Here is a 21498-nt window from a genome sequence, read left to right as displayed (position 1 = left end):
TTCTCGGTGGGCGGTTGGCCCGCCGACGCCGGGGGCGACGCGTTCGGCTTCCGGCGGCGGGGACGCCGACTCCCCGGGCGCGGTAGCGGCCGGGCGGACGATCGGGATCTCCGCGGTACCCGTGCCGACGGACGTGCTTCCGTTCTTCTCACTCATGACTGATCACCTCGTCCGCCACGCTAGGCGCCCGAGTCCCGTGCGCACGGGACGCCGCCCCGGCGGCGCACTCACGCAGCGTGATGCCGCGCCGGGTGGCCTCGGGTCTAGCAGGTCGCGAGCAGCGATCTCAGCGCCTCGGACTCCGCCGGGCTCACCGACAGTGCGTACGTCGTCTTCACGGTGACGACGACGGTGGCGTAGGAGCAGCCGTACGACGGGTCCGACGGCACCCACTCCTCGGCCGTCGAGTCGGCCTTCGAGGAGTTCTCCGACCGTGTCGTCGCCAGGAGGTTCGACGGGTCGTTGGCGAAGACCTCCCGCTGCTCGTCGCTCCAGGCGGCCGCACCCTGCACCCACGCGGCCGCCAGGGGACGACGTGGTCGACGGGCACCTCGGCCGCGGTGGCCTTCTCGAAGCGCACCGATCCGCCGGTGTACGGGTCGTCCAGCACCCCCGCGATCACCACGCATCCCTGGGTGCCCTCCCGGACCTCGGTCTCGGCGAGGTCGCGGTGCAGGACGTCGTTGCGCTGGTCGCAGCCGTTGCGGTCGACGTCGGACCACGCCGGCCCGAAGACGCAGCCCTCGCCCTCACCGCATCCCCGCTCGTAGCCCTCGAGCGACGTCTTCTCCGCGACTGCGAGCGCCGCCAGTGCCGCCGAGGCCGCGACCGGGTCGAGCGTTCCCGCGGGAACGTCCCCTGGCCGACGGACGCCGCGGGTTCGGGCGGGCCGGACTCGAGCTGCCACTCGACCTCGCAACCGGTCAGCGACAGCAGGACGGCGAGCAGGACGAGCACGGCGGAGCGGGGCACCCCAGGACGCTACGAGCGGAACGGTCCGGCACCCGGGAGGTCGCGGCGAGTGTCGTCGGCCGTTCTGCGCGAGCCCGCCGCGAGCCCGGTGAGGGTGTGGGAGCGGCCCCGCCGCAGGGGCCCGGTGCCGGCGGAGCGAGCACTGGGGGCCCGGGTCACTCACACCAGGCGGCGGCTGTCCTGGGCCACGACCCGGAGCCAGCGGTACCCGTAGCCACCGAGCAGGATCTCCGCCGTCCCGTCGTCGGCGAGCGACGTGCTCCCGGGCTCGAGGAGGTCGACCAGGCGGTGCGAGGAGTCGCAGTCCGCCAGCCGGAGCGGCACGGTCCGCGGTTCGGGCGAGAGGTTGTGCAGGGCCACCAGCGCGCCGTCGTCCCAGGTGCACAGGTGGGCCAGCACCTCCGGGCACGGGTGCTCCAGCACCCGGAAGTCGCCCCAGCCGAGCTCCGGCGACTCCCGGTAGCGGCGGATCAGCAGCTTCATGAACGACAGCAGCGAGTCGGGGTCGTTGCGCTGGTCGGCGACGTTCACGTAGTCGGGGGCGAACCCGCCGTCGACCACCGGGCCGGGCAGCTTCCGGGGTTCGGCGGCGGAGAACCCGCCGTTGCGACCCGAGGTCCACTGCATCGGCGTCCGGACGGCGAGCCGGCCCTCGGCGTCGAGGTCCTCCCCATGCCGATCTCCTCGCCGTAGAAGAGCACCGGGGTGCCCGGGAGCGAGAACAGCAGGCTGTACACCATCCGGACCCGCCGGGGGTCGCCGTCCAGCATCGGTGGCAGCCGCCGGCGCAACCCGCGCCCGTAGACCTGCATGCGCTCCTCGGGGCCGAACGCAGCGAAGACCTCGGCCCGCTCGTCGTCGCTGAGCTTGTCCAGCGTGAGCTCGTCGTGGTTGCGCACGAACGTGGCCCACTGCGAGTCCGGGTGCAGGGTCGGCCGACCCTCGAGCGCAGTGGCCAGCGGTCCGGCGTCGGCGCGGGCCAGGGCGAGGTAGAGGGCCTGCATGCCGTTGAAGTCGAACTGCATGGTCAGCTCGTCGCCGTCGCCGCCGCCGAAGAACTCCAGCTGCTGCTCGAAGGGCAGATTCACCTCGCCCAGCAGCACGCCGGCGCCGGACCTCCGGGAAACCAGCGCGCGCAGCGACCGCAGGTAGTCGTGCGGTTCGGGAAGGGCCCCGTCGTCGGCACCGGCGGTCTCCAGGAAGAAGGGCACGGCGTCGACCCGGAACCCGTCCAGGCCCAGCTGCAGCCAGAACCCCATGATCTTGGCGACCTCGTCACGCACCCGTGGATTGGTCACGTTCAGGTCGGGCTGCTCCTTGTAGAACTTGTGCAGGTACCACTCCCCGTCTTCTCCGACAGCGTCCAGATGCTGTCCTCCTGGTCGGGGAAGACGACCTGGCCGGAGGTGTCCGGCGGCGGGTCGGAGCGCCAGACGTAGAAGTCCCGGAACGGCGAGTCCTTCGACGACTCCGCCGACCGGAACCACGGGTGCTTGCGGGACGTGTGGTTGACGACGAGGTCGGCGATCACCCGCATGCCGCGGTCCTTGGCCGTGCGGATCACCTCGACGACGTCACCGTGGTTGCCCAGCCGCGGGTCGACGCCGTAGAAGTCGGTGATGTCGTAGCCGTCGTCGCGCTCGGCGGTCGGGTAGAAGGGCATCAGCCACAGGCACGTGACGCCGAGGTCGGCGAGGTGGTCGATCCGCTGGGCGAGGCCCTCGAAATCGCCGATGCCGTCTCCGTTCCAGTCCATGTAGGTCTCGACGTCGAGGCAGTAGACGACGGCGTTCTTCCACCACAGGTCGCTGGTGTCGGTGATCCTCACGTCGCCACCGCCGGCTCGGGCGCGGTGACCGAGAGCTGCGGCAACACGTGCTCGCCGAACGCGTCGAGAAACGCGCGCTGCTCGACGCCGACGTGGTGCAGGTAGATCTCGTCGAAGCCCAGATCGGCGTACTCGGCCAGCCAGGCGGTGTGCTGCCCGAGATCCGCGGAGACGTTCACCACCTCCGCGACGTCCTCGCGCGTGACGCGCTCGCTGGCAGCGTCGAACGCCGTCACGTGGTCGAGGTCCCAGCAGACCGGCGGCGGGAAGACGTTGCTGCGCCACTGGTCGTAGGCGATGTCGACGGCCCGGTCGTGATCCGGGTCCCAGGAGAGGTGCACCTGGACGGCGAGCTTCCCGCGCCCGCCGGCGTCCCGGTAGGCGGCGAGCATCTCGCGGAGCTTGTCGTGCGGCTGCTTGACGGTGACCAGGCCGTCGGCCCACTCCGCGCCCGCACGAGCCGTCGCCACGCTGACCGCCGGGCAGACGAGCGCGGGAGGAACGTCGGGCAGCGTCCAGATCCGAGCCCGGTCGACCGTGACCAGGCCGTCGTGGCTGACCTCCTCACCGGCCAGCATGGCCCGGATCACGTCCACGCACTCGCGCAGCCGGGCGTCGCGCAGCTCCTTGCGCGGCCACCCCTGCCCGGTGATGTGCTCGTTCGACGCCTCACCGCTGCCCAGGGCCACCCAGAAGCGGCCGGGGAACATCGCGCCGAGGGTCGCGATCGCCTGGGCGACGATCGCCGGGTGGTACCGCTGACCCGGCGCGTTCACCGCGCCGAACGGCAGCGACGTCGTCGCCATCGCGGCGCCGAGGAACGACCAGCCGAACCCGGACTGGCCCTGCCGCGCGCTCCACGGCGAGAAGTGGTCGGAGCTCATCGCCGCGGTGAAGCCCACCTGCTCGGCGTGCTGGACCGCCTCGAGCAGCGCCGCGGGGTGGACCTGCTCGTGCGAGTTGTGGAATCCCAGGACCGGCATGCGTCATGCCTACCGGCGCGGTGGCGCCGGTGCCAGGCGACCGCGGCCCGGCCGCTCCTCCTCACGCCCCGGGACGGCGCCCCGGGACGGCGCCCCGAGCCGGTGACGTGGCGATGTCGAGGTGTCCACCACCGCCGTCGCGGGAGAGCCGCCGACAGCTGCCGGCGGCTCCGCCCGTGGCGGCCCTCGCTCAGCGACCGGAGAGAGCCAGGCGCACCCCGAAGCCGACCAAGGTCGTCCCGGTGACGGCGTCGATCGCCCGGACGGTCCCGGGGCGCCGGAGCCACCGGCTGAGGGCCGACGCCAGGACGATCAGCAGGGCGAACCACGCCACGGACAGCGCCGCGTGGACACCGGCGAGCAGGAGGCCCACCAGCAGGTGATCCCTGTCGGCCGGCAGGAACTGCGGCAGGAGCGCGGCGTAGAACACGCCCACCTTCGGGTTCAGCAGGTTGGTCGTCAGTCCGACGCGGGCCGCGCGCCACGCCGAGCCGCCGCCCGTGCCGTCCGGCCGGCCCCCAGCGGGCCGGGCGCGCAGCGCATGGGTGAGCAGGCGGGCGCCGAACCACACCAGGTAGGCCGCCCCAGCCCAGCGGAGCACGTCGTAGGCGACCTGGGAGGCCGACAGCAGCGCCGAGACGCCGACCGCCGCGGCGGCGCCCCAGACGAACAACCCGGTCACGATGCCGGCCGCAGTGGCGGCCGCTTCCCGTCGACCGCGGGTGAGCGCTGCCCGGAGCACCAGGGCGGTGTCCAGCCCCGGCGTCACGGTGAGCGCCCCGGCGACGACGACGAAGGCGACGACGGCCGATCGCAGTGTCACGCCCCCATCATGGGGCCCGGGGCAGAGCGCGGCGCTCGTCGATCCGGCCGCACGCCAGACTGGTGCCGTGCTGCCACCTGCCGGGACACCGGGGACCGACCTGCCGGTGCGCTCCGCGCTGCCCGCGCTGGCCGCCGCGCTCCGGTCCGGCGGCTCGGCCGTGCTCCTGGCACCGCCGGGCACCGGGAAGACGACGCTCGTCCCGTTGGCGCTGGCCGGCACGCTCCCCGGCCGCATCGTCGTGGCCGAGCCGCGGCGCGTCGCCGCCCGGGCCGCCGCCCGCCGGATGGCGGCGCTGCTGGGCGAGGCGGTCGGTGGCCGGGTCGGGTACAGCGTCCGCGGTGACAGCCGGCGCAGCGCTGCCACCCGCGTCGAGGTGGTCACGACCGGGCTGCTGGTCCGCCGGCTGCAGGCCGATCCCGAGCTGGCCGGCGTGGACGCCGTGGTCGTCGACGAGTGCCACGAGCGGCACCTGGACACCGACCTGGCGCTCGCCTTCTGCCTCGACGTGCGCGGCACGCTGCGGCCGGACCTCCGATTGCTCGCCATGTCGGCGACGGCACAGGCGGAGCAGCTGGCCCGACTGCTCGGCGACGAGGAGCCGGTATCCGTCGTCGAGGCGACCGGGGCGCTGCACGAGGTCGACGTCGTTTGGGCGCCGCCGCCGGCCCCGGTCGACCCTCGCACGGCCTCCGGGTCGACCCGCGGCTGCTCGCGCACGTCGCCGCGACCGTCCGCCGGGTCCTGGCGGAACGGACCGGCGACGTCCTGGTCTTCCTGCCGGGCGCCGGGGAGATCGGCACGGTGGCCGGGCTGCTGCGCAGCGTTGCCGCCGACGTGCTGCCGTTGCACGGCCGGCTCCCCGCCACGGCCCAGGATGCCGCGCTGCAGCAGGGCCGCGGCGCCGGGTCGTCCTCGCCACTGCGCTGGCGGAGAGCAGCCTGACGGTGCCCGGCGTGCGCGTCGTCGTCGACGCGGGGCTCGCACGCGTGCCACGGGCCGACCTCTCGCGCGGCCTGAGCTCGCTGGTCACCGTGCGGGCGTCCCGGGCGGCCGGGACGCAGCGCGCCGGCCGGGCCGGCCGCGAGGGACCGGGGGCGGTCTACCGCTGCTGGACCGCCGCCGAGCACGACCGGCTGCCCGCGCACGGGGAGCCGGAGGTAGCCACGGCCGACCTCACCGCCTTCGCTCTCGAGCTGGCCTGCTGGGGAGCGCCGGGCGGTGCGGGGCTGGCGCTGCCCGACGCTCCCCGGCGGCCGCACTGCTCGTCGCCGGGCAGACGCTCCGGACCCTCGGCGCGGTGGACGACGACGGCCGGGTGACCCGCCGGGGACGCGCGCTGACCGCGGTCGGCGTGCACCCGCGGCTGGCCCGTGCGCTGCTCGACGGCGCCCCGCAGGTGGGCCGCCGCCGAGCGGCGGAGGTGGTCGCCCTCCTGTCCGCCGACCTCCCCTCCGCGGCGACGACCTCGTCGCCGCCTGGCGAGACCTGCGCTCGGGTGCTGACCGCGGCGCCACGGCCCGCTGGCGGGAGGAGGTCACCCGGCTCGAGCGGACGCTGCCCGACCACACCCTGCCCGACCCCACTCTGGCGGACGACACCGCGGCCGGTCTGGTGGTGGGCCTGGCCCACCCCGGATGGCTCGCCCGACGGCGGCCGGGGGTACCGGCACCTATCTCATGGCCGCCGGCACCGGCGCCGAGCTCACGCCCGGGACGTCGCTCGCTGGTGCGCGGTGGCTGGCGATCGCCGCCGCCGACCGGTCGCCCGGGCGGCGGGACGCCCGCGTCCGGTCGGCCGTCGCGATCGACGAGGCCACCGCCCTGGAGGCCGGCGGCCCGCTGCACGCCGACCGCGACGAGGTGGCCTGGCGCGACGGCGACGTGCGCAGCGCCCGGGTGGAGCGGCTGGGCGCGATCGTGCTGACCGAGCGGCCACTGCGGAACCCGTGCCCCGACGCGGCGGCCGCGGCGGTCGCCGAGGGGCTGTGCCTGGAGGGGCTGGGGCTGCTGGGCTGGACGCCGGCCGCCCGCCGCCTGCGGGCCCGCCTGGCTGCGGCGCACGCCGGGCTCGGGGAGCCGTGGCCAGCCGTCGACGACGACGCCCTTCTCGCCGCCGTCGACGTGTCCGGCGCCCGCAGCCGTGCCGACCTCGCCCGTCTGGACGTCGTCGCCGCGCTGCGGGCGCTGGTGCCGTGGCAGGTGGCCGGCGACTTCGATGCCGTCGTGCCCGAGCACGTGACGGTGCCCACCGGCTCGCGCATCGGAGTGGACTACACCGATCCCACCGTGCCGACGCTGTCGGTCCGCGTGCAGGAGGTCTTCGGCTGGGCGCAGGCACCTCGGGTCGCCGGCCGCCCGCTGCGGCTCCAGCTGCTCTCCCCGCGCAGCGCGTGGTGGCGACCACGGTCGACCTCGCCGGCTTCTGGGTCACCGGTTACGCCGCCGTCCGCAGCGAGCTGCGCGGGCGCTATCCCCGGCACCCCTGGCCGGAGGACCCGGCGACGGCGCCGGCGACGAAGCGAGCGACGTCACGGTCGCGCCCCCGCACCTGAGGCTGCACGGTTCTCCCGCCCCGGCGAGGATCACCCGGTGACACCGACACCGACCACCGACGAGTGGGGAATCGACGCCAGCTGGCTGGACGCGCTGGACGAGGAGCACGAGGTCGCCCAGGCCACGATCGACCGGCTGCGCGAGGTGATCGGGCAGCCGCCGGCCGACCTGGAGGACCGGGCACCCATCGTGGCCCGCCCCGGGGACGCGCTCGAGATCGACCAGGCCGACGTCGTCTGCGAGGACGGCGAGGTCCGGCACGTCGACGGCGAGCTGCCCGCCGACTTCCCGCTCGGCTACCACTGGCTCTCCTCCCCGAGGGGCGCCGTCGCCGGCTCATCGTCTCCCCGGCCGGTGCTGGCTCCCGCAGGGCGCGCGTGGGGCTGGGCCGTCCAGCTCTACGCGGCCCGCAGCCGTGGCAGCTGGGGCATCGGTGACCTCGCCGACCTGCGCGCGATTCGTCGGATGGCTGCCGACCAGGGCGCCGGCTTCGTGCTCATCAACCCGCTGCACGCCGTCGCCCCCACCGAGGGGCAGGAGGCCAGCCCCTACCTGCCGGCCACCCGGCGCTTCCGCAATCCGCTGTACCTGCGGGTGGCCGAGGTGCCCGGCGCCGACGGCGTCGACCTGGAGGACGAGGCCGGCCGTGCGCTGTCCGACGGGTCGCTGATCGACCGGGACGCCATCTGGGCCCGCAAGCGGGAGGTCCTGATGCGGATCTTCTTCGCCCACGGCGGCGGCGAGGCCTTCGCCCGGTGGCGCGAGGAGCAGGGGCAGCCGCTGCACGACTGGGCGACGTGGGCGGCGATCGTCGAGGAGCACGGGGGCGACTGGCACACCTGGCCCGCCGAGCTGCGCCGGCCGCAGAGCCCGGAGCTGACCGCCTACGTCGAGCGGCACGGCGCCGTCGTCGCCTTCCACGCGTGGCTGCAGTGGGCCCTGGACCTGCAGCTCACCGCCGCCTCCGGCGACATGACCGTCATCCAGGACTTGCCCATCGGCTTCGCCGGCGGCGGCGCCGACGCCTGGGCGTGGCAGGAGGCGCTGGCCGAGGGCGTGAGCGTCGGCGCGCCGCCGGACGCCTTCAACAGCCAGGGGCAGGACTGGGGCTCCCCGCCGCTGATCCCGTGGCGGATGCGGGACGCCGACTACGAGCCGTTCATCCAGTCGATCCGGGCCACGATGGCCGGCGCCGGTGGCCTCCGGATCGATCACGTCATGGGGCTGTTCCGGCTGTGGTGGGTCCCGTCCGACGGAAGCGCCGCCGACGGCGCCTACGTGCGCTATCCGGCCGAGGACCTGCTGGACATCGTCGCGCTGGAGAGTCACCGCGCCCAGGCGCTCGTCGTCGGCGAGGACCTCGGCACGGTCGAGGACGGCGTCCGCGAGGCCATGGCCGAGCACGGCGTCCTCTCCTACCGGCTGCTCTGGTTCGAGGACGACGACCCGGCGCGGTGGCCGGCGGAGGCGATGGCGGCGATCACCACGCACGACCTGCCGACGGTGGCCGGTCTCTGGACGGGCGAGGACGTCGAGGAGCAGCGCGAGCACGGCACCGGGACGGAGGAGGAGCTCGAGCGCGGGCGGACGTCGCTGCTCGCGCACCTGCCCGGGCTCGAGGAGGGTGCCAGCATCGAGGACGCGGTGACGCACGCCCACGAGCGGCTGGCCGGGGCACCGTCCACGCTGCTCTCGGCCACCCTCGACGACGCACTGGGCGAGCTCCGCAGGCCGAACATGCCGGGGACGACGGACCGGCCGAACTGGTCGCTGCCCCTGCCCGTCCTCGTGGACGACCTGGCCGCCCACCCGCTGCTGCAGCAGGTCGCGAAGACGCTCGCCGACGGGGTCGGCACAGCGGACTGAGTGCTCGACCGAAGGGCGCGACACGACCCGAGGCCGGCTCCCCGAACGGGAGCCGGCCTCCGGCCGTCGTGCTGGGTCGTGCCGGCCGACCGGAGGGTCGGCCGGCACGGTGCTCAGCCGCCGAACCAGCCGCGCAGGAGGTTGCGGAGCAGCTCCTGGAACGTGGTCAGGAACTGGCCCGGGTTCGGGCTGCCTCCATTGCCGTTTCCATTCCCGTTCCCGTTCCCGGGCCGGCCCGGCTCGGTCACCTGCACCTGCACGGTGGCGGTGCGGTCGGAGTCAGCGCCCGTGGCCAGGATGTCGGCCGGACCGGCCTCGACCCCGCGGGGGATGCGGACCTCCGCCGAACCGGCGCCCTCGGCATCGGTGCGGATGCGGCCGAGCCGCTCGCCGTCCAGGGTCACCACGACCCGCTCGGACGGCCCGAACCCGGTGACCGAGATCGTCACCCGGTCGCGCGCCGCGACCTCCGTCGACGACGCCGTCACGGCTGCGGCGGGGGCCTGCGGCTCCTCGGCCTCACCGACGCTGACCCGGCCGGTGTAGTCCTCCGGGCTGAGAGGCGAGTTGTCCTCGATGTAGGCCTGGAAGGCGTCGAAGTCGATCAGACCCGTCCCCTCCGTGGTGCCCTCGGTGAAGGCGGCGAAGTTGTCGCCGCCGGAGGCCAGGAAGCTGTTGGTGGCCACCCGGTAGTCCGCGCCCAGGTCGATCGGCTCCCCGCGATCCGGATGCTGTCGACGATGATCCGCTCGCCGACCGGTGCCTCCGGGTCGTAGGACCAGGTGAGCTCCTCGGACGTGCCCAGCGCCAGGAACGGACGCGAGCTGCCGGCCGGCTGCCACTGCTGCTCGAGGACCTGGACGAGCTGCTCGCCGGTCAGCGTGACGACGACCAGGTCGTTGGCGAACGGCGTCACCTCGTTGGCCTCCGCCACGGTGATCTCGCCCGGCTCACCGCCCTCGGCGTACGAGAGGTCGGCGCGCAGCCCGCCGGGGTTGACCAGGCCGAGGTCGGCCGGCGCGCCCGCGGACAGCTCCGTCCCGTAGACGTAGGAGTCGGCGACCAGACCGCCGAGGGCGGAGTACGCCCACGGTCCTCGGTCTCGTCGGCGGTGAACGCCCGGGTGATGTCGGCGGTCAGTTCACCGATGACCTCGCTGCCCACCTCGTCGGCGTACGCCTCGGCCGCGGCCACGGTCTCGGCGACCTCGGCGACGCGCGGATATGCGGCGATGAGCTCCTCGGCCGACCGCTCGGTGAGCGGCAGGTTCTCCACCGTGAAGGCGGTCACCTCGTCAGTGGCCTCCTCGTAGGTGAGCGCGATGCGCCCCAGCGCGTCCGCGTAGGACCCGGTCTGGATGACCGGCCGGGTGTCACCGCTGTCGCCGACCGGCGCCGTCCACGCGTAGCTCTGGTGCGTGTGGCCGGTGAAGATCGCGTCCACCTCGGCGTCCGCACCGCTCACGATCGCGGCGAAGGCGCTGTCGCGGGCGAGCTCCTCCTCGAGGGACCCGCTGCCCGGGGCGCCCTCGTGGGCGAGCAGGACGATGACGTCCGCCTCGTCACCCGCCCCGTCGGTGAGCGTGTCGACCACGCGATTGGTGGCCTCCACCGGGTCGCCGAACGTGATGCCCTCGATGCCGGCCGGGGAGACCAGCGAGCTGGTCTCCTGGGTGACGACACCGATGACGCCGACGGACACGCCCCCGGCGTCGAGCAGGGCGTACTCCGGCAGCGCCGGCGCCCCGCCCCGGTAGACGTTGGCCCCGAGGTAGGGGAAGTCGGCCAGGCCGTCGACCCGGCCGGTCAGGTCGTCGAAGCCGCGGTCGAACTCGTGGTTGCCCACCGCCGAGGCCTGCAGGCCCATCTCGTTCAGCACCTCGAGCGTGGGCTCGTCCTGCTGCACGGAGGAGACGAACGGCGAGGCGCCGATGTTGTCACCCGACGACAGCAGGAGCGTCGCGTCGACGCCCTCGCGGGCCCGCTGCTCCTCCACTGTGCCCGCGAGGGCCACGGCATCCGCCAGCCGGCCGTGGAAGTCGTTGATCCCCAGCAACTGCAGTTCCGTGACGCCGTCGTCGTCCCCGCCGCCGTCGCCGGCGCTCTGCGCCGGGTAGGAAATCGGGAACAGCGACTGGTAGCCCTGCCCGCCCACGTTCTTGTACACGCGGAGCTCGGCCTCGCCCGCCGGCAGCTCGGCCAGCCCCGTGTTCACGGTGAAGTAGGCGGCGGCGCCCGGGGCCACCCGCTGCGCCTCCGACTGGCCGTGCGGGGTGAGCAGCCGGACGTCGACGGGCACGCTGTCGGTGTTCACGAAGTGGCCGGCGATGTAGGCCACCTGGTCCTGCGGGTGGATCCAGGTGTTGCCGTTGGCCACACCCGTCGGATTGCCGACCGCCGGCTGGGACGCGGTGGCGGTCGGGTCGGTGGCGGGCGCTGCCAGCGCCGGCGATACCCCGAGCAGCCCACCCCCGCCAGGGCCGCGGTGACGGCGGCGACGCCATGCGCCGTCCGTTGTGCTGCATGCATCGAGAACTCCCGAGATCGGACGATGGAGATGGGAGGAACTGTTCCGTCCCATCGTGCGCTGAAGAGATGCGGAGCCGAGAAGGCGTGGACGGGCGACGAGCAGCCCGACCTCGCCGGCCCCGGTGCAGGGCCGGACCTCGTGACGGGATCCGGCCCCGCACCTGTGGTGCGGCCGATTCCGGTGACGCCACGTGCTCGCCACCGGAGCCGGAGCTAGTCGCCCGCGGCGCTCTGGCCCGGGTAGGCGACCCGGAACAGTGACTGGTAACCCTTGCCGCCCACGTTCTTGTAGACCCGGAACGTGGCCGTGCCCGCCGACAGCTCGGTCAGCTGCGTGTCCACCGTGAGATAGACCGCCTGGCCCGGGGCCACCCGCTGCGCCTGCGACTGGCCGTGCGGGGTGAGCAGCCGGACGTCGACCGGCACGCTGTCGGTGTTGACGAAGTGGCCGGCGATGTAGGCCACCTGCTCCTGCGGGTGCACCCAGCTGTTGCCGTTGGCCACCCCTGTCGGGTTGCCCGTCCCGGGCGGAGGCGTGCCGGTGGCGCTGCGGCCCGGGTAGGTGACCGGGAACAGCGACTGGTAGCCCTGGCCACCCACGTTCTTGTAGACGCGCAGCGTGGCCGTGCCTGCGGGCAGCTCGGCCAGTCCGGTGTCGACGGTGAGGTAGCCCGCCGCTCCCGGGGCCACCGTCTGCGCCTCCGACTGGCCGTGGTCGGTGAGCAGGCGCACCTGGACCGGCACGCTGTCGGTGTTCACGAAGTAGCCGGCGATGTAGGCCACCTGGTCCTGCGGATGGATCCAGCTGTTGCCGTTGGCAATGCCCGTGGGATTGCCGACCTCCGGCTCCGGCTCGGCCGACTCGGTCAGGTCGATGCCGACGAGGATCGGGTCGTGGTCGCTGGACCGGAACTGGTGCGGTGCGTAGAGCTCCGGGTCGCCGTCGTACTGGTAGGCGAAGGACTCCACCGAGTTGATGTTCCAGTGCGCGACGTCGGTCACCTTGGCGGTCAGGCTCGCGGTGGCCATGGCGTGGTCCAGGGACCCCGACATGTCGTCGAACACGTAGCTGTATCGCCCCTCGTCGAACTGCGTGCCCAGGTCGGTGAGACCGGCCTCCCGGAGCAGCTCGATCGGGTCCTCCTGGGAGTACGCGTTGAGGTCGCCGAGCACCAGCACGTCGTCGTCACCGGTGCTGGCCTGCAGGGTCTCGACGAACCCGGCCAGGGCCTGCGCCTGCCGGGTGCGGTCGGCGTTGTACGCGCCCTGCCCGTCACCCTGGTCGGCGTTGTCGCCGCTGGCACCGCCGGCACCCTTGGACTTGAGGTGGTTGGCGATGACGGTGAACGTGTCACCGTCGGCCTCGAACGTCTGCGCGATGGGCTCGCGGGCGTTGTCGAAGTTCTCCTCGTCGACCAGTCCGACCGACTCGCCCACCGGCGTCACGGCCGAGGGCTGGTAGATGATCGCGTTGCGGATGACGTCGCGGTCGACCTCGTACAGCTCCTCCGGAAAGGCGGCGAAGGCCCACTTGTCCTCGCCGGCAGCGGCGTTCAGCCGGGTGACCAGGTCGGCGAGGGCCGTGTCGGCGTCCCCGGGGTGAGCCCGGTGGAGTCGGTGTCCTCGATCTCCATGAGCGCCAGGACGTCGGCGTCCATCTCGTTGATGGCGGTGACGATCTTGGCGGCCTGCTCCTCGAACTCCGCCTGGTTCGCGGCGCCGCGGCCCACCCCGCCGAAGGTGAGGAAGTAGTTGAGGACGTTGAACGCGCCCAGCTGGACATCGCCGCCGACCTCGTCGGGCGACTCCGGACGCGTGTTCTGCGGGGCGAAGACCCTTCGGCCGTGCCGTCGGCCGGGAACAGGCGCCACTGGTCGAACCCGTAGCCCAGGACCAGCGGCTCGGTGAAGGTCAGCACGTCGCCGACCCGCACGGGGTTCTCCGGTGTCAGGTAGGGCGCCGTCTCCGGGTGACCCGGCCGCTGACGGCGTCGTCGAGCACGATCCGGCGGAGCTCGTTCTGCGCGGCGACGGCCTCGGCCTGGGCGCCCGGACGGGCGAGCTCGGTCGGCTGCACGAGCAGGCCGTCCTCGGACAGGGTGAGGTCGCCGTAGATCGTGAGCTCGTAGACCTCGCTGACGGTGAGGGTGTCGACCGGCTCGACGAGCATGCCCTCGAGCTGCTCACGCGCGGCGTCGTCGGCGGGCAGGTCCAGCGCTGCGGGCGCGGGAAGGTCGGCGGCCGTGCCATCGGCGCAGGTCTCGGCCCCGTTCTGGGAACTGATCTGCGTCTGCTCGAAGTACTCCTGCGCCTCGCCGGTCACCGCGACCGTGTCGCCGAGATCGACCTCGAGCGGGCTGAACACGAAGATCCCGTCGGACGTGGCGGTGTCGCCGTCGCCATCGGTGTCCTGCAGGAAGAAGCCCGACATGCCCGGCAGGTCGCCGACCACGACGCCCCGCACGGTGACCTGCTGGCCGTCGAGCGGGGTGACGTCCCCGGACCCCTGCACTTCGCCGATCTCATGCGTCGGCGTCACGTCGCAGACCTCACCCGGCCCGGGGTCGGGCTCCGGGTCGGGGTCCGGAGCCGGGGCCCCGTTGACGGCGCCGGGGTGGCCGCTGCCGGGCCGGACCACACGAGGGCGTCGGTAGCGGCGTCGTACACGCGGGACAGCGACTGCCCCGCAGGCTCGAGCCGGCCTCCTGCACTCCGATGTCGGTGCTCGTCGTGCCGGCGGCAGGGCCGTTGGTGGCAGCGAAGGTGCCCTCGTAGGACAGGAACTCGAGCACGGTGCCGTCGGAGACGAGGGCCACGCCGTCGGGGCTGCCGTTCTGGATGCCGTTCGACGGGTAGTCCAGGACCGCGACGGCCGGGCCGTCTGCGGGAGCGGTCACCGTGGGCAGCGTGCGCGTCGAGTAGGACGCCCCACCGCTGCCGTTGTAGAGCACGACCGACAAGCCTGCGGAGGTGGTGCCGGCGGGCAGCTGCACCTCGACGAACTCGCCGACATCAGTGCTGTCGTTGTCGTAGTGGATCTCGGAGATGAAGGGGCTGGTGGGAGGGGCCGCGAGAGCGGTGAGGGGAAGTCCGACGACTGCGATGGACGCAGCCGCGGTGCCGAGGACAGCACGCCGTGCGACCGCACGAGCGGCGGCGCGAGGGGCGTGGTGCCGGGATGTTCGGGCACGCGTGTTCCTTCCGAGGGAGGGATGACGGCGGCACCGTATGAGCGCTCAGTGACGGGGAGGTGACGCGATGACCACATCTCGACGCCTGATAACGGTTGACCTGTCACCTTCCTCACCGTCTGCAATGGAAGATCAGCGCATCGTCGCGACTTCACCGACGAGCACCCCGTGGCGATACGACGGATACGGCGCCGAGGCCAGGTGAAATCGGGTGTCCGTTGTCACACCGATCCGCTCCAGCGTGTCGGGACGACGCGCCGTGGAACGACGTCGACCCTGTATCGAACGCGTGTTCGATGGGCGTGCGAGACTTCGGAGCATGGCCGGCGGCATGCATCGAGGAACCTCGGGGCGCTCCCTCGGGGAGCGGGCGGCCAACTCCGGCGTCCGGGTCGAGGATCCCGGACCGACCGTGCACCCCGGGCCGCCGTCCGATCCGCCCCCGCTCTCGGAAGGACGGACGCCCGGCTACGCGGCAGCGGGGAACGGCGGCGAAGGCCGGCACTGCTGGGTGCGCGACCCGCCCGACGCCCCGGGCACCTGGCCGGGCCTGCTCGTGGAGTGGCGTCAGCGCAGCGGCGGGTGGCAGGGACGCGTGGCCTACACCGTCACCGGTCCGCACGGCCCCGCCCTCGTCGAGGCGTGGCTCCCGGCCGCGCGCCTGGAGCCACGCTGACGCCGGCGGGGTTTGCGCCCACCGGTCACGGCTATGGCCTCGGTGCAGACGATCTCGCCAGATGGACGGAGCACCGATGACCGGCCCGCACGACACCCCGAACCTCGACGACATCATCCAGCCCGAGGAGAACGTCACCCGCGACCGCACGCAGCACGCCAAGGACCCGCACCCGGGCGACGAGGTCCTCGAGCACCGCACCGAGCAGGAGCGGCAGGCAGTGGGCTCCGACGACGCGGACCCGGCCGGCGCCGAGTTCCACTCCGCGACCGACTGACACCAGAACCCCAGCAGGCGACGTGGCGCGGCTGTCCTCCGGCGACGTCGCCTGCTGGGTGCTCAAGACCTCCCGCCCACCGGCAGAGGCCGCTCCCGGCTGGTCGGCGCCGGGCGAGCGGGTCCTCGACCGCTGCGTGCGCCGCTCGTACCGGCTGACCCTGATCGAGCCGGGTCAGCCCTGCCTGCTCTGGCTCAGCGGCCGGGAGCAACCGGGCGTCCACGCACTGGGCGAGATCGCCGACGGTGTGGACGACCGCCGGGACGGCCCGGTCGTGCACGTGCGGCTGTGCCTGCTCGACGTGCCGATCCCCGGGCCGCGCTCCTCGGCGATCCCGCTCGTGCGACGCCGAAGTGCTCCGCATGCCGGCCGGCAGCAACCCCTCGTGGCTGTCGGCACGGCAGTTCGCCGCCGTGCTGGACCGAGCCGGCGGAGGCGGCCTGGGACGATGGGCGCCGTGAACCGGAACCGGATCCGCTGGGGTGCGCTCTCCTGGCTGCTGACCCTGCAGTTCTTCGTCCTGGAGACGCTGGCCCAGCTGCGCGTCGAGGGCCCCTACTCCCGCGTGGACGACGTGATCAGCGCCCTGGGCGCCTCCGACTCGGCCGGCCGCCAGCTGATGAACGCCTCCTTCGTCGTCCAGGCCGGGCTCATCCTGGCCGGAGCGCTGCTGCTCCGACCGGCCCTCCTGCGGGCGCCGCCGCGGTCGTCCCGTACCTGCTGGGGGCGTCGTCGCTCGGGGTCCTGCTCGTCGGCGTCTTCCCCACCGACGGCAACGCGACCGCGCACGCGGTCGGCGCCGTCCTCTACTTCGTGGGCGGCGGCCTGGGCCTGATCGCGCTGGCCTACGCGGTGCGCCCCCGATCCGAAGTCCTCGGCACCACGCTGGCACTGCTGGGACTGGTCGCCACCGCGGCGACGGCCTTCTTCCTGACCGGGGTCACCGGGTACCTGGGCGAGGGCGGCACGGAACGCGTCGCTGCCTATCCCCTGCCGCTGGGTCTGGCGCTGGCGGCGTTGGCGCTGTGGCGGCTGGGCCCGCCGACGACGGCCGACGTCCAGGAGGCGCGACCCGGTCGCCGCGAGCTGCGCGCGCAGGCCCGGGACGAGCGCGCATCACGTGCCCGGGAGCGGGACGAGGCGCTGGAGGCCGCCCTCCGGACGACGAGCGGGAGCCGGACGGACGCCGACGCCGGGGAGCTCGAGGACCCGTGGGCGGGCAGCGGCCGCCGCGACTGATGCGCGCGGTCAACTGCCGGCAAGCTCGAACCGCAGCACGTCCGCGACCGCCCGCCGGCCGCTGACCACCCCGGCGGGCGTCTCGGGCGGATAACCCATGCGCAGGAGGCGTTGAGCCCTGGGCGCCCGGTGAGCACGGGAACGGGCTGCGCCTGATCGCGCACGACGTCTCCGGCCGGGCGCATCGTGCCCGGGGAGCTCCCGCCGGCCGGGAACCCGCGCGCCTGTCTCTGACTCACGCGGTCGGGCCGGCGGCCTGCGCCACCGGCACCGGTGACCGCACGCGGTCGCGGCGGCGGGACAGCGCGACCCCGGCCAGGCAGACCGCGCCGCCCACGAGCGCCAGCGCCGGCGGCACCTCGTCGAGCAGCAGCCAGCCCAGCAGGATGACCAGCGGCGGCACGAGGTAGGTGGTGACGCCGAGCCTTCCGGCGTCCATCCGCCGCAGCGCGTACGCCCAGGTGCTGAACGCCAGCGCCGTCGGCACCGCGCCCAGGTAGACCATCCCGAGCACCGAACCCGCGGGCGCCGTCCCGAGGTCGTCGGCCAGAGCACCGGCCCAGGGCAGGCAGCAGACCGCGCCCGTCGCGCACGCCATGAATGTGACCTGCAGGCCCGGCAGCCTGCGCAGCAGCGGCTTCTGCGCCACCACACCCGCCGCGTAGGTGACCGCGGCGACGACGCACAGCACCACTCCCACCACGTCGGTCTCCGCGCCCCGGGTGGCCACACCGATCAGGACGACGCCGGCGAAGGCGACGGCCACGCCGACGACGAGCCAGCGCGGGAAGCCCTCACCGAGCAGCAGCCCGGCGAAGACCGCGATGAGGATCGGGCCGATGTTGACCAGCATCGCGGTCGTGCCGGCGTCGAGGTGCTGCTCGGCGGCGTTGAGCGCCACGTTGTAGATGCCGAACCAGCCGATGCCGCAGACGGCCAGCAGGACCCACTCCCGGCCCTCTGGCCGCACCCAGGCGCGGCCCGCCATGAGCAGGCCCAGCACCGCCGTGCCGATCAGCAGCCGGCCCAGCGCGAGCGCTCCCGGGAGACGTCCTCCCCACGCCACGGATGGCCACGAAGGCCGATGCCCAGGCGAGGACGGTGACGACGACGGCGGCGATCGTGCGCCCGTCGGGCGGAGCGGAGGGCAGCGCGAGGCTCGGGGTCTGGATGCTCACGGGCGGACACTAGGTGGCGGGCCCGACGGTTTCCGGCGGTTTTCGGCCTCCGCGCCCGCGGTGTCCGTCCCACCGCGAGATCTGGCAGGAGTGGCCCCGTCCAGGGCGCCCCGGGGTCCCGATCAGGCCTGCGGGCCGGCTACGGGCTGCCGCACGATCGTCCTGAGCTTCTCCGGCGCCGCCCGCCGGGGATCGCCCAGGTAGATCTCGTGGTGCCTGCCCGACAGGAGGCACCCCTGCTCGGCGATGAACGCGTGCAGGGCCGCGACCGTGGGCCCTTCGGCGCTGTACGGCCCGACGTGCAGGACCTGCGCAGCCGGGCCCTCCGCGAAGCGCTCGAACCGGACGCGGCCGATCGCCTCGAGTCCCTTCTTCTCCGCCGTCCGGGTGCGGGCTTCCTCCACGAGCTCGGTCGTGGCCTGTTCGGGCAGCAGGATCATGAGCGTCCAGTCCCAGTCGGACTTGTCGTCGGTGGAGAAGGTGGCCATGTCGTCGGTCCACCACAGCCCTTCCAGCGGCATGACCCGCGCGTCGAGGGCGGCCGGCCCCGCTCGAGGGCGAACCGGACGGCGTAGGCGACGGAGTAGAGCGCCTGGACGGCGGACGGATAGGCCGGTGCACTGTTGGGGTCGCCGTGGCCGTCGATCATGAGGAACGCCAGGTCCGGCACGTCGACGAGCGCCGGCTCCGGCGCGGCCGAGTACAGCCCGCGCAGCTCCCGCCTGAGGTCCAGCGTGGTGGTCATCCCTGCAGGTGCTGGCCGTAGGTCCGGCGTCCCCGCTCCCCGCCGGTCGGGACCGCCGCGCCGTCCCGCAACGCGGACCCGAGCTTGCCGGGGACCGGCGTCGCCACGACGTGGGTGCCCGGCGCCCGGACGGCCGCCCACGATCGGGCCAGATCGGCCACGGACATGTCCTCCGGCCCCCGAACTCGACGACGCCAGCCGTCGCGGGCCGGCCCACGACGTCGACGACGTGCTGCGCGACCTCGCCGACGTCCACGGGCTGCACCCGCCACCCCATCGGCACGGGCAGGACGGGCCCCTTGCGCGCGGCGTCGAGCAGGAAGTCCACGAAGTCGTGGAACTGGGTGACCCGCAGCAGGGTCACCGGCAGCCCGGAGGCCAGCAGCACCTGCTCGGCGGCGAACTTCGCGCGGTAGTAGCCGTACGGGATCCGGTCCACCCCGACGATCGAGATGTAGACCAGGTGCCGGAGCCGGTCGCGGTCGACCGCCTCCACCAGGCGACGGGTGCCGGCCACGTCGACCTGCCACGGATCCCCTGGGGGTCGCTCGCCGCGTGGACGACGACCTCGGCGCCGGCCAGCGCCTGCCGCAGGTCGAAGCCGGAGGCCAGGTCACCCTGACGCCGCCGGGCCCGGTGCCACGCCGCGACATCTGCCGCACGGAGTGCCCCGCCGCCTGCAACGGGTCGAGGAGCCGGGTGCCGAGCCGACCGGTCGCGCCGGTCACGAGTACGTCCACGCCGTGCAGTCTGTCGCGGGGCCCCGCCCCGGCACAGCCCCCGCGGCTTCGAGAATGCGCCCGTGCCCTTCCGCGCCGTCCTCTTCGACCGGAGGGGCACCTTCGTCACGACCCTGTCCGAGGAGGAGTGGGCCCGCGAAGCGTTGCGCCGGCTGCATCTCATGACCGCCCTCTGCGGGTCGGAACCAGGCTCTATCTCACACGAGAGATAACGTGGCGCCGTGACACTCACCGACGCACCGACCGATACCGCAATGATGCGGATCGGTTCCCTCGTCCGCGACGCCCGCCGCCATCGGGGCCTCACCCAGCAGCAGCTGGCCGAGCGCCTCGGCACCAGCCAGAGCGCGGTGGCCCGGATCGAGCAGGGCAACCAGAACCTCACCCTCGAGCTGCTGGGCCGGCTGTCCGCTGCGCTGGAGAGCGAGCTGATCAGCCTGGGCCCGACCGGCCCCACCCACCTGCGCGTCGAGGGCGGACGGCCGCTGCGCGGCAGCGTCGCGGTGAAGTCCTCCAAGAACGCCGCCGTCGCCCTGCTGTGCGCGGCGCTGCTCAACCGCGGCCGGACGACGTTGCGCAACGTGGCCCGGATCGTCGAGGTGGAGCGCCTGCTCGACGTGCTGCGGTCCATCGGCGTCGTCGCGACCTGGGACACCGAGGGCCACGACCTCACGCTCGCCGTCCCGGACGAGCTCGACCTGGCCGCCATCGACGCCGACGCGGCGCGGCGCACCCGCAGCATCATCATGTTCCTCGGCCCGCTGCTGCACCGCGCGCAGACCTTCGGGCTGCCCTACGCCGGTGGCTGCGACCTCGGCACGCGCACGGTGCAGCCGCACATGATCGCGCTGCGGCCGTTCGGCCTCGAGGTGGAGGCGCGGGCCGGCGAGTACCACGCCACCGTGCGGCACACCGGGGCGCCGGGGCGGGCCATCGTGCTGACCGAGCGCGGCGACACCGTGACCGAGAACGCCCTGCTCGCCGCCGCGCGCACCGACGGGACGACGGTCATCCGCAACGCCAGCTCCAACTACATGGTGCAGGACCTCTGCCTGTACCTGGAGCTGCTCGGCGTCGGCATCGAGGGCCTCGGGACGACGACTCTGGTCGTCCACGGCCGGCCGGTGCTGGACGCCGACGTCGACTACACGATCAGCGAGGACCCGGTGGAGGCGATGAGCCTGCTGACCGCCGGCATCGTCACCGGCTCGGAGCTGACCGTGCAGCGCGCGCCGGTCGACTTCCTGGAGATCGAGCTGGCCGTCCTCGCCGAGATGGGTCTGCGCTACGAGCTCTCCGCGGAGTACCTCGCCGACAACGGGCACACCCGGCTGGCCGACATCACGATCCACCCGTCCGAGCTGCGCGCACCGATCGACAAGATCCACCCGATGCCGTTCCCGGGCCTCAACATCGACAACCTGCCGTTCTTCGCCGTCATCGCCGCGCAGGCGAGCGGCTCGACCCTGATCCACGACTGGGTCTACGACAACCGCGCCATCCACCTGTCGGACCTGACCCGCCTCGGCGCCGACGTCCGGCTGATGGACCCGCACCGCGTCCTGGTCAACGGGCCGACGCACTGGTCCAGCGCGGAGGTCATCTGCCCGCCCGCGCTGCGGCCGGCCGTGGTCATCCTGCTGGCCATGCTCGCGGCCAAGGGCACCTCGGTGCTGCGCAACGTCGACATCATCGCGCGCGGCTACGAGCAGCTCTACGAGCGCCTGGTCGAGATGGGCGCCTCGATCGAGGTCTTCCACGACTGAACCGCCCCATGATGATCAGCGGAAGGACCCCGTCCTCCTCACGCCTCGCACGCTCGGCGCGAGCCTCTGGACGGGGCCGGACATCCGTGCCGCTCAGGCGAGAGGACGGCGTCCGGCGGGGCTGGACGGCGG

Annotated in this window: 23 protein-coding genes and 4 pseudogenes; 11 read left to right on the top strand and 16 right to left on the bottom strand. The window is 73.6% G+C overall.

From position 1 onward, the window contains the following. Positions 1–263 precede the first annotated feature (263 nt). From U6N30_RS12845 to U6N30_RS12825, 5 genes and pseudogenes are all read right to left on the bottom strand, one after another. Entirely contained in the window at positions 264–629 is a 366-nt protein-coding gene (locus U6N30_RS12845) for a GmrSD restriction endonuclease domain-containing protein (protein ID WP_324277580.1), read from the bottom strand. 502 nt (positions 630–1131) lie between these two features. Then, positions 1132–1533, bottom strand: coding sequence for a hypothetical protein (locus tag U6N30_RS12840; RefSeq protein ID WP_324277579.1), 402 nt, complete (start codon positions 1531–1533; stop codon positions 1132–1134). Next, positions 1500–2728 (bottom strand): annotated as a pseudogene (locus U6N30_RS12835) (alpha-amylase family glycosyl hydrolase). Before U6N30_RS12835 ends, U6N30_RS12840 begins: the two are co-directional and overlap by 34 nt. A 68-nt stretch (positions 2729–2796) precedes the next feature. Continuing rightward, positions 2797–3783: a TIGR03885 family FMN-dependent LLM class oxidoreductase gene (locus U6N30_RS12830; RefSeq protein WP_324277578.1), complete on the bottom strand. Its 987-nt coding sequence runs from the start codon at positions 3781–3783 to the stop codon at positions 2797–2799. Between the two features lie 190 nt (positions 3784–3973). Beyond that, positions 3974–4606 carry a LysE family translocator gene (locus U6N30_RS12825; protein WP_324277577.1) on the bottom strand — a complete coding sequence of 211 codons (633 nt, stop codon included), beginning with the start codon at positions 4604–4606 and terminating at the stop codon, positions 3974–3976. On the opposite strand from U6N30_RS12825, the pseudogene U6N30_RS12820 reads away from it, so the two are divergent. From U6N30_RS12820 to malQ, 5 genes and pseudogenes are all read left to right on the top strand, one after another. Continuing rightward, positions 4506–5123 (top strand): annotated as a pseudogene (locus U6N30_RS12820) (DEAD/DEAH box helicase); the annotation flags it as partial. The gene U6N30_RS12825 and the pseudogene U6N30_RS12820 overlap by 101 nt on opposite strands. Before the next feature lie 134 nt (positions 5124–5257). Next, positions 5258–5551, top strand: a complete 294-nt coding sequence (locus tag U6N30_RS12815) for a hypothetical protein (RefSeq protein ID WP_324277576.1) — start codon at positions 5258–5260, stop codon at positions 5549–5551. A 2-nt stretch (positions 5552–5553) separates the two neighbouring features. Next, entirely contained in the window at positions 5554–5928 is a 375-nt protein-coding gene (locus U6N30_RS12810) for a hypothetical protein (protein WP_324277575.1), read from the top strand. A 315-nt stretch (positions 5929–6243) separates the two neighbouring features. Further along, positions 6244–7160, top strand: a pseudogene (locus tag U6N30_RS12805) (ATP-dependent helicase C-terminal domain-containing protein). Between the two features lie 37 nt (positions 7161–7197). After that, positions 7198–9027, top strand: coding sequence for a 4-alpha-glucanotransferase (gene malQ / locus U6N30_RS12795; protein WP_324278276.1), 1830 nt, complete (start codon positions 7198–7200; stop codon positions 9025–9027). 113 nt (positions 9028–9140) lie between these two features. Here the strand turns inward: malQ and U6N30_RS12790 are convergent, their stop codons facing one another. From U6N30_RS12790 to U6N30_RS12760, 7 genes and pseudogenes are all read right to left on the bottom strand, one after another. After that, positions 9141–9713: a hypothetical protein gene (locus U6N30_RS12790; protein ID WP_324277574.1), complete on the bottom strand. Its 573-nt coding sequence runs from the start codon at positions 9711–9713 to the stop codon at positions 9141–9143. Then, entirely contained in the window at positions 9632–10093 is a 462-nt protein-coding gene (locus U6N30_RS12785) for a 5'-nucleotidase (RefSeq protein WP_324278275.1), read from the bottom strand. The genes U6N30_RS12790 and U6N30_RS12785 overlap by 82 nt, the downstream gene beginning before the upstream one ends. Positions 10094–10449: 356 nt before the next feature. Further along, positions 10450–11607, bottom strand: a pseudogene (locus U6N30_RS12780) (metallophosphoesterase); the annotation flags it as partial. Positions 11608–11768: 161 nt separating this feature from the next. Further along, positions 11769–12992, bottom strand: coding sequence for an endonuclease/exonuclease/phosphatase family protein (locus tag U6N30_RS12775; protein WP_324277573.1), 1224 nt, complete (start codon positions 12990–12992; stop codon positions 11769–11771). Between the two features lie 116 nt (positions 12993–13108). Then, a complete protein-coding gene (locus tag U6N30_RS12770) occupies positions 13109–13426 on the bottom strand; it encodes a hypothetical protein (protein WP_324277572.1) in 318 nt (105 codons plus the stop codon). A gap of 76 nt (positions 13427–13502) precedes the next feature. Continuing rightward, positions 13503–14093: a hypothetical protein gene (locus U6N30_RS12765; RefSeq protein WP_324277571.1), complete on the bottom strand. Its 591-nt coding sequence runs from the start codon at positions 14091–14093 to the stop codon at positions 13503–13505. A gap of 10 nt (positions 14094–14103) precedes the next feature. Further along, complete coding sequence (locus tag U6N30_RS12760) at positions 14104–14547, bottom strand: hypothetical protein (RefSeq protein ID WP_324277570.1); 444 nt, start codon at positions 14545–14547, stop codon at positions 14104–14106. 517 nt (positions 14548–15064) lie between these two features. Between U6N30_RS12760 and U6N30_RS12755 the strand changes: the two genes are divergently transcribed. From U6N30_RS12755 to U6N30_RS12740, 4 genes are all read left to right on the top strand, one after another. Further along, positions 15065–15421, top strand: coding sequence for a hypothetical protein (locus U6N30_RS12755; protein ID WP_324277569.1), 357 nt, complete (start codon positions 15065–15067; stop codon positions 15419–15421). A gap of 76 nt (positions 15422–15497) precedes the next feature. After that, on the top strand, positions 15498–15698 hold the full coding sequence (locus U6N30_RS12750; RefSeq protein ID WP_324277568.1) for a hypothetical protein: 201 nt from the start codon (positions 15498–15500) through the stop codon (positions 15696–15698). 22 nt (positions 15699–15720) lie between these two features. Then, positions 15721–16533 (top strand): hypothetical protein, encoded by an 813-nt coding sequence (locus U6N30_RS12745; protein WP_324277567.1) that lies wholly within the window; start codon positions 15721–15723, stop codon positions 16531–16533. After that, on the top strand, positions 16512–16937 hold the full coding sequence (locus U6N30_RS12740; RefSeq protein ID WP_324277566.1) for a hypothetical protein: 426 nt from the start codon (positions 16512–16514) through the stop codon (positions 16935–16937). Before U6N30_RS12745 ends, U6N30_RS12740 begins: the two co-directional genes overlap by 22 nt. Positions 16938–17172: 235 nt before the next feature. Here the strand turns inward: U6N30_RS12740 and U6N30_RS12735 are convergent, their stop codons facing one another. The 4 genes from U6N30_RS12735 to U6N30_RS12720 all read right to left on the bottom strand — a co-directional run bounded on the left by U6N30_RS12735 (position 17173) and on the right by U6N30_RS12720 (position 19021). Beyond that, positions 17173–18003 carry a DMT family transporter gene (locus U6N30_RS12735; RefSeq protein WP_324277565.1) on the bottom strand — a complete coding sequence of 277 codons (831 nt, stop codon included), beginning with the start codon at positions 18001–18003 and terminating at the stop codon, positions 17173–17175. A gap of 234 nt (positions 18004–18237) precedes the next feature. Continuing rightward, complete coding sequence (locus tag U6N30_RS12730; RefSeq protein ID WP_324278274.1) at positions 18238–18603, bottom strand: GyrI-like domain-containing protein; 366 nt, start codon at positions 18601–18603, stop codon at positions 18238–18240. Continuing rightward, positions 18552–18860: a hypothetical protein gene (locus tag U6N30_RS12725; RefSeq protein WP_324278681.1), complete on the bottom strand. Its 309-nt coding sequence runs from the start codon at positions 18858–18860 to the stop codon at positions 18552–18554. The genes U6N30_RS12730 and U6N30_RS12725 overlap by 52 nt, the downstream gene beginning before the upstream one ends. Next, on the bottom strand, positions 18857–19021 hold the full coding sequence (locus U6N30_RS12720) for a hypothetical protein (RefSeq protein ID WP_324278680.1): 165 nt from the start codon (positions 19019–19021) through the stop codon (positions 18857–18859). Before U6N30_RS12720 ends, U6N30_RS12725 begins: the two co-directional genes overlap by 4 nt. A gap of 68 nt (positions 19022–19089) precedes the next feature. Between U6N30_RS12720 and U6N30_RS33820 the strand changes: the two genes are divergently transcribed. Next, positions 19090–19482, top strand: a complete 393-nt coding sequence (locus U6N30_RS33820; protein ID WP_422678067.1) for a hypothetical protein — start codon at positions 19090–19092, stop codon at positions 19480–19482. A gap of 339 nt (positions 19483–19821) precedes the next feature. Next, positions 19822–21366, top strand: coding sequence for a helix-turn-helix domain-containing protein (locus U6N30_RS12710; protein ID WP_324277564.1), 1545 nt, complete (start codon positions 19822–19824; stop codon positions 21364–21366). Positions 21367–21498: the final 132 nt, after the last annotated feature.

Origin of the sequence: Blastococcus brunescens, from assembly GCF_035320885.1 — a bacterium.
Classification (GTDB): domain Bacteria; phylum Actinomycetota; class Actinomycetes; order Mycobacteriales; family Geodermatophilaceae; genus Blastococcus_B; species Blastococcus_B brunescens.
This window is presented reverse-complemented; position numbering and strand designations above follow the sequence as displayed.

Excerpts from the sequence above, each read along its gene's own strand:
- U6N30_RS12845 (WP_324277580.1), bottom strand. The coding sequence starts at position 629 with ATGCGTGGTGATCGCGGGGGTGCTGGACGACCCGTACACCGGCGGATC.
- U6N30_RS12830 (WP_324277578.1), bottom strand. The coding sequence starts at position 3,783 with ATGCCGGTCCTGGGATTCCACAACTCGCACGAGCAGGTCCACCCCGCG.
- U6N30_RS12755 (WP_324277569.1), top strand. The coding sequence starts at position 15,065 with ATGGCCGGCGGCATGCATCGAGGAACCTCGGGGCGCTCCCTCGGGGAG.
- U6N30_RS12750 (WP_324277568.1), top strand. The coding sequence starts at position 15,498 with ATGACCGGCCCGCACGACACCCCGAACCTCGACGACATCATCCAGCCC.
- U6N30_RS12730 (WP_324278274.1), bottom strand. The coding sequence starts at position 18,603 with ATGGCCACCTTCTCCACCGACGACAAGTCCGACTGGGACTGGACGCTC.
- U6N30_RS12725 (WP_324278681.1), bottom strand. The coding sequence starts at position 18,860 with ATGACCACCACGCTGGACCTCAGGCGGGAGCTGCGCGGGCTGTACTCG.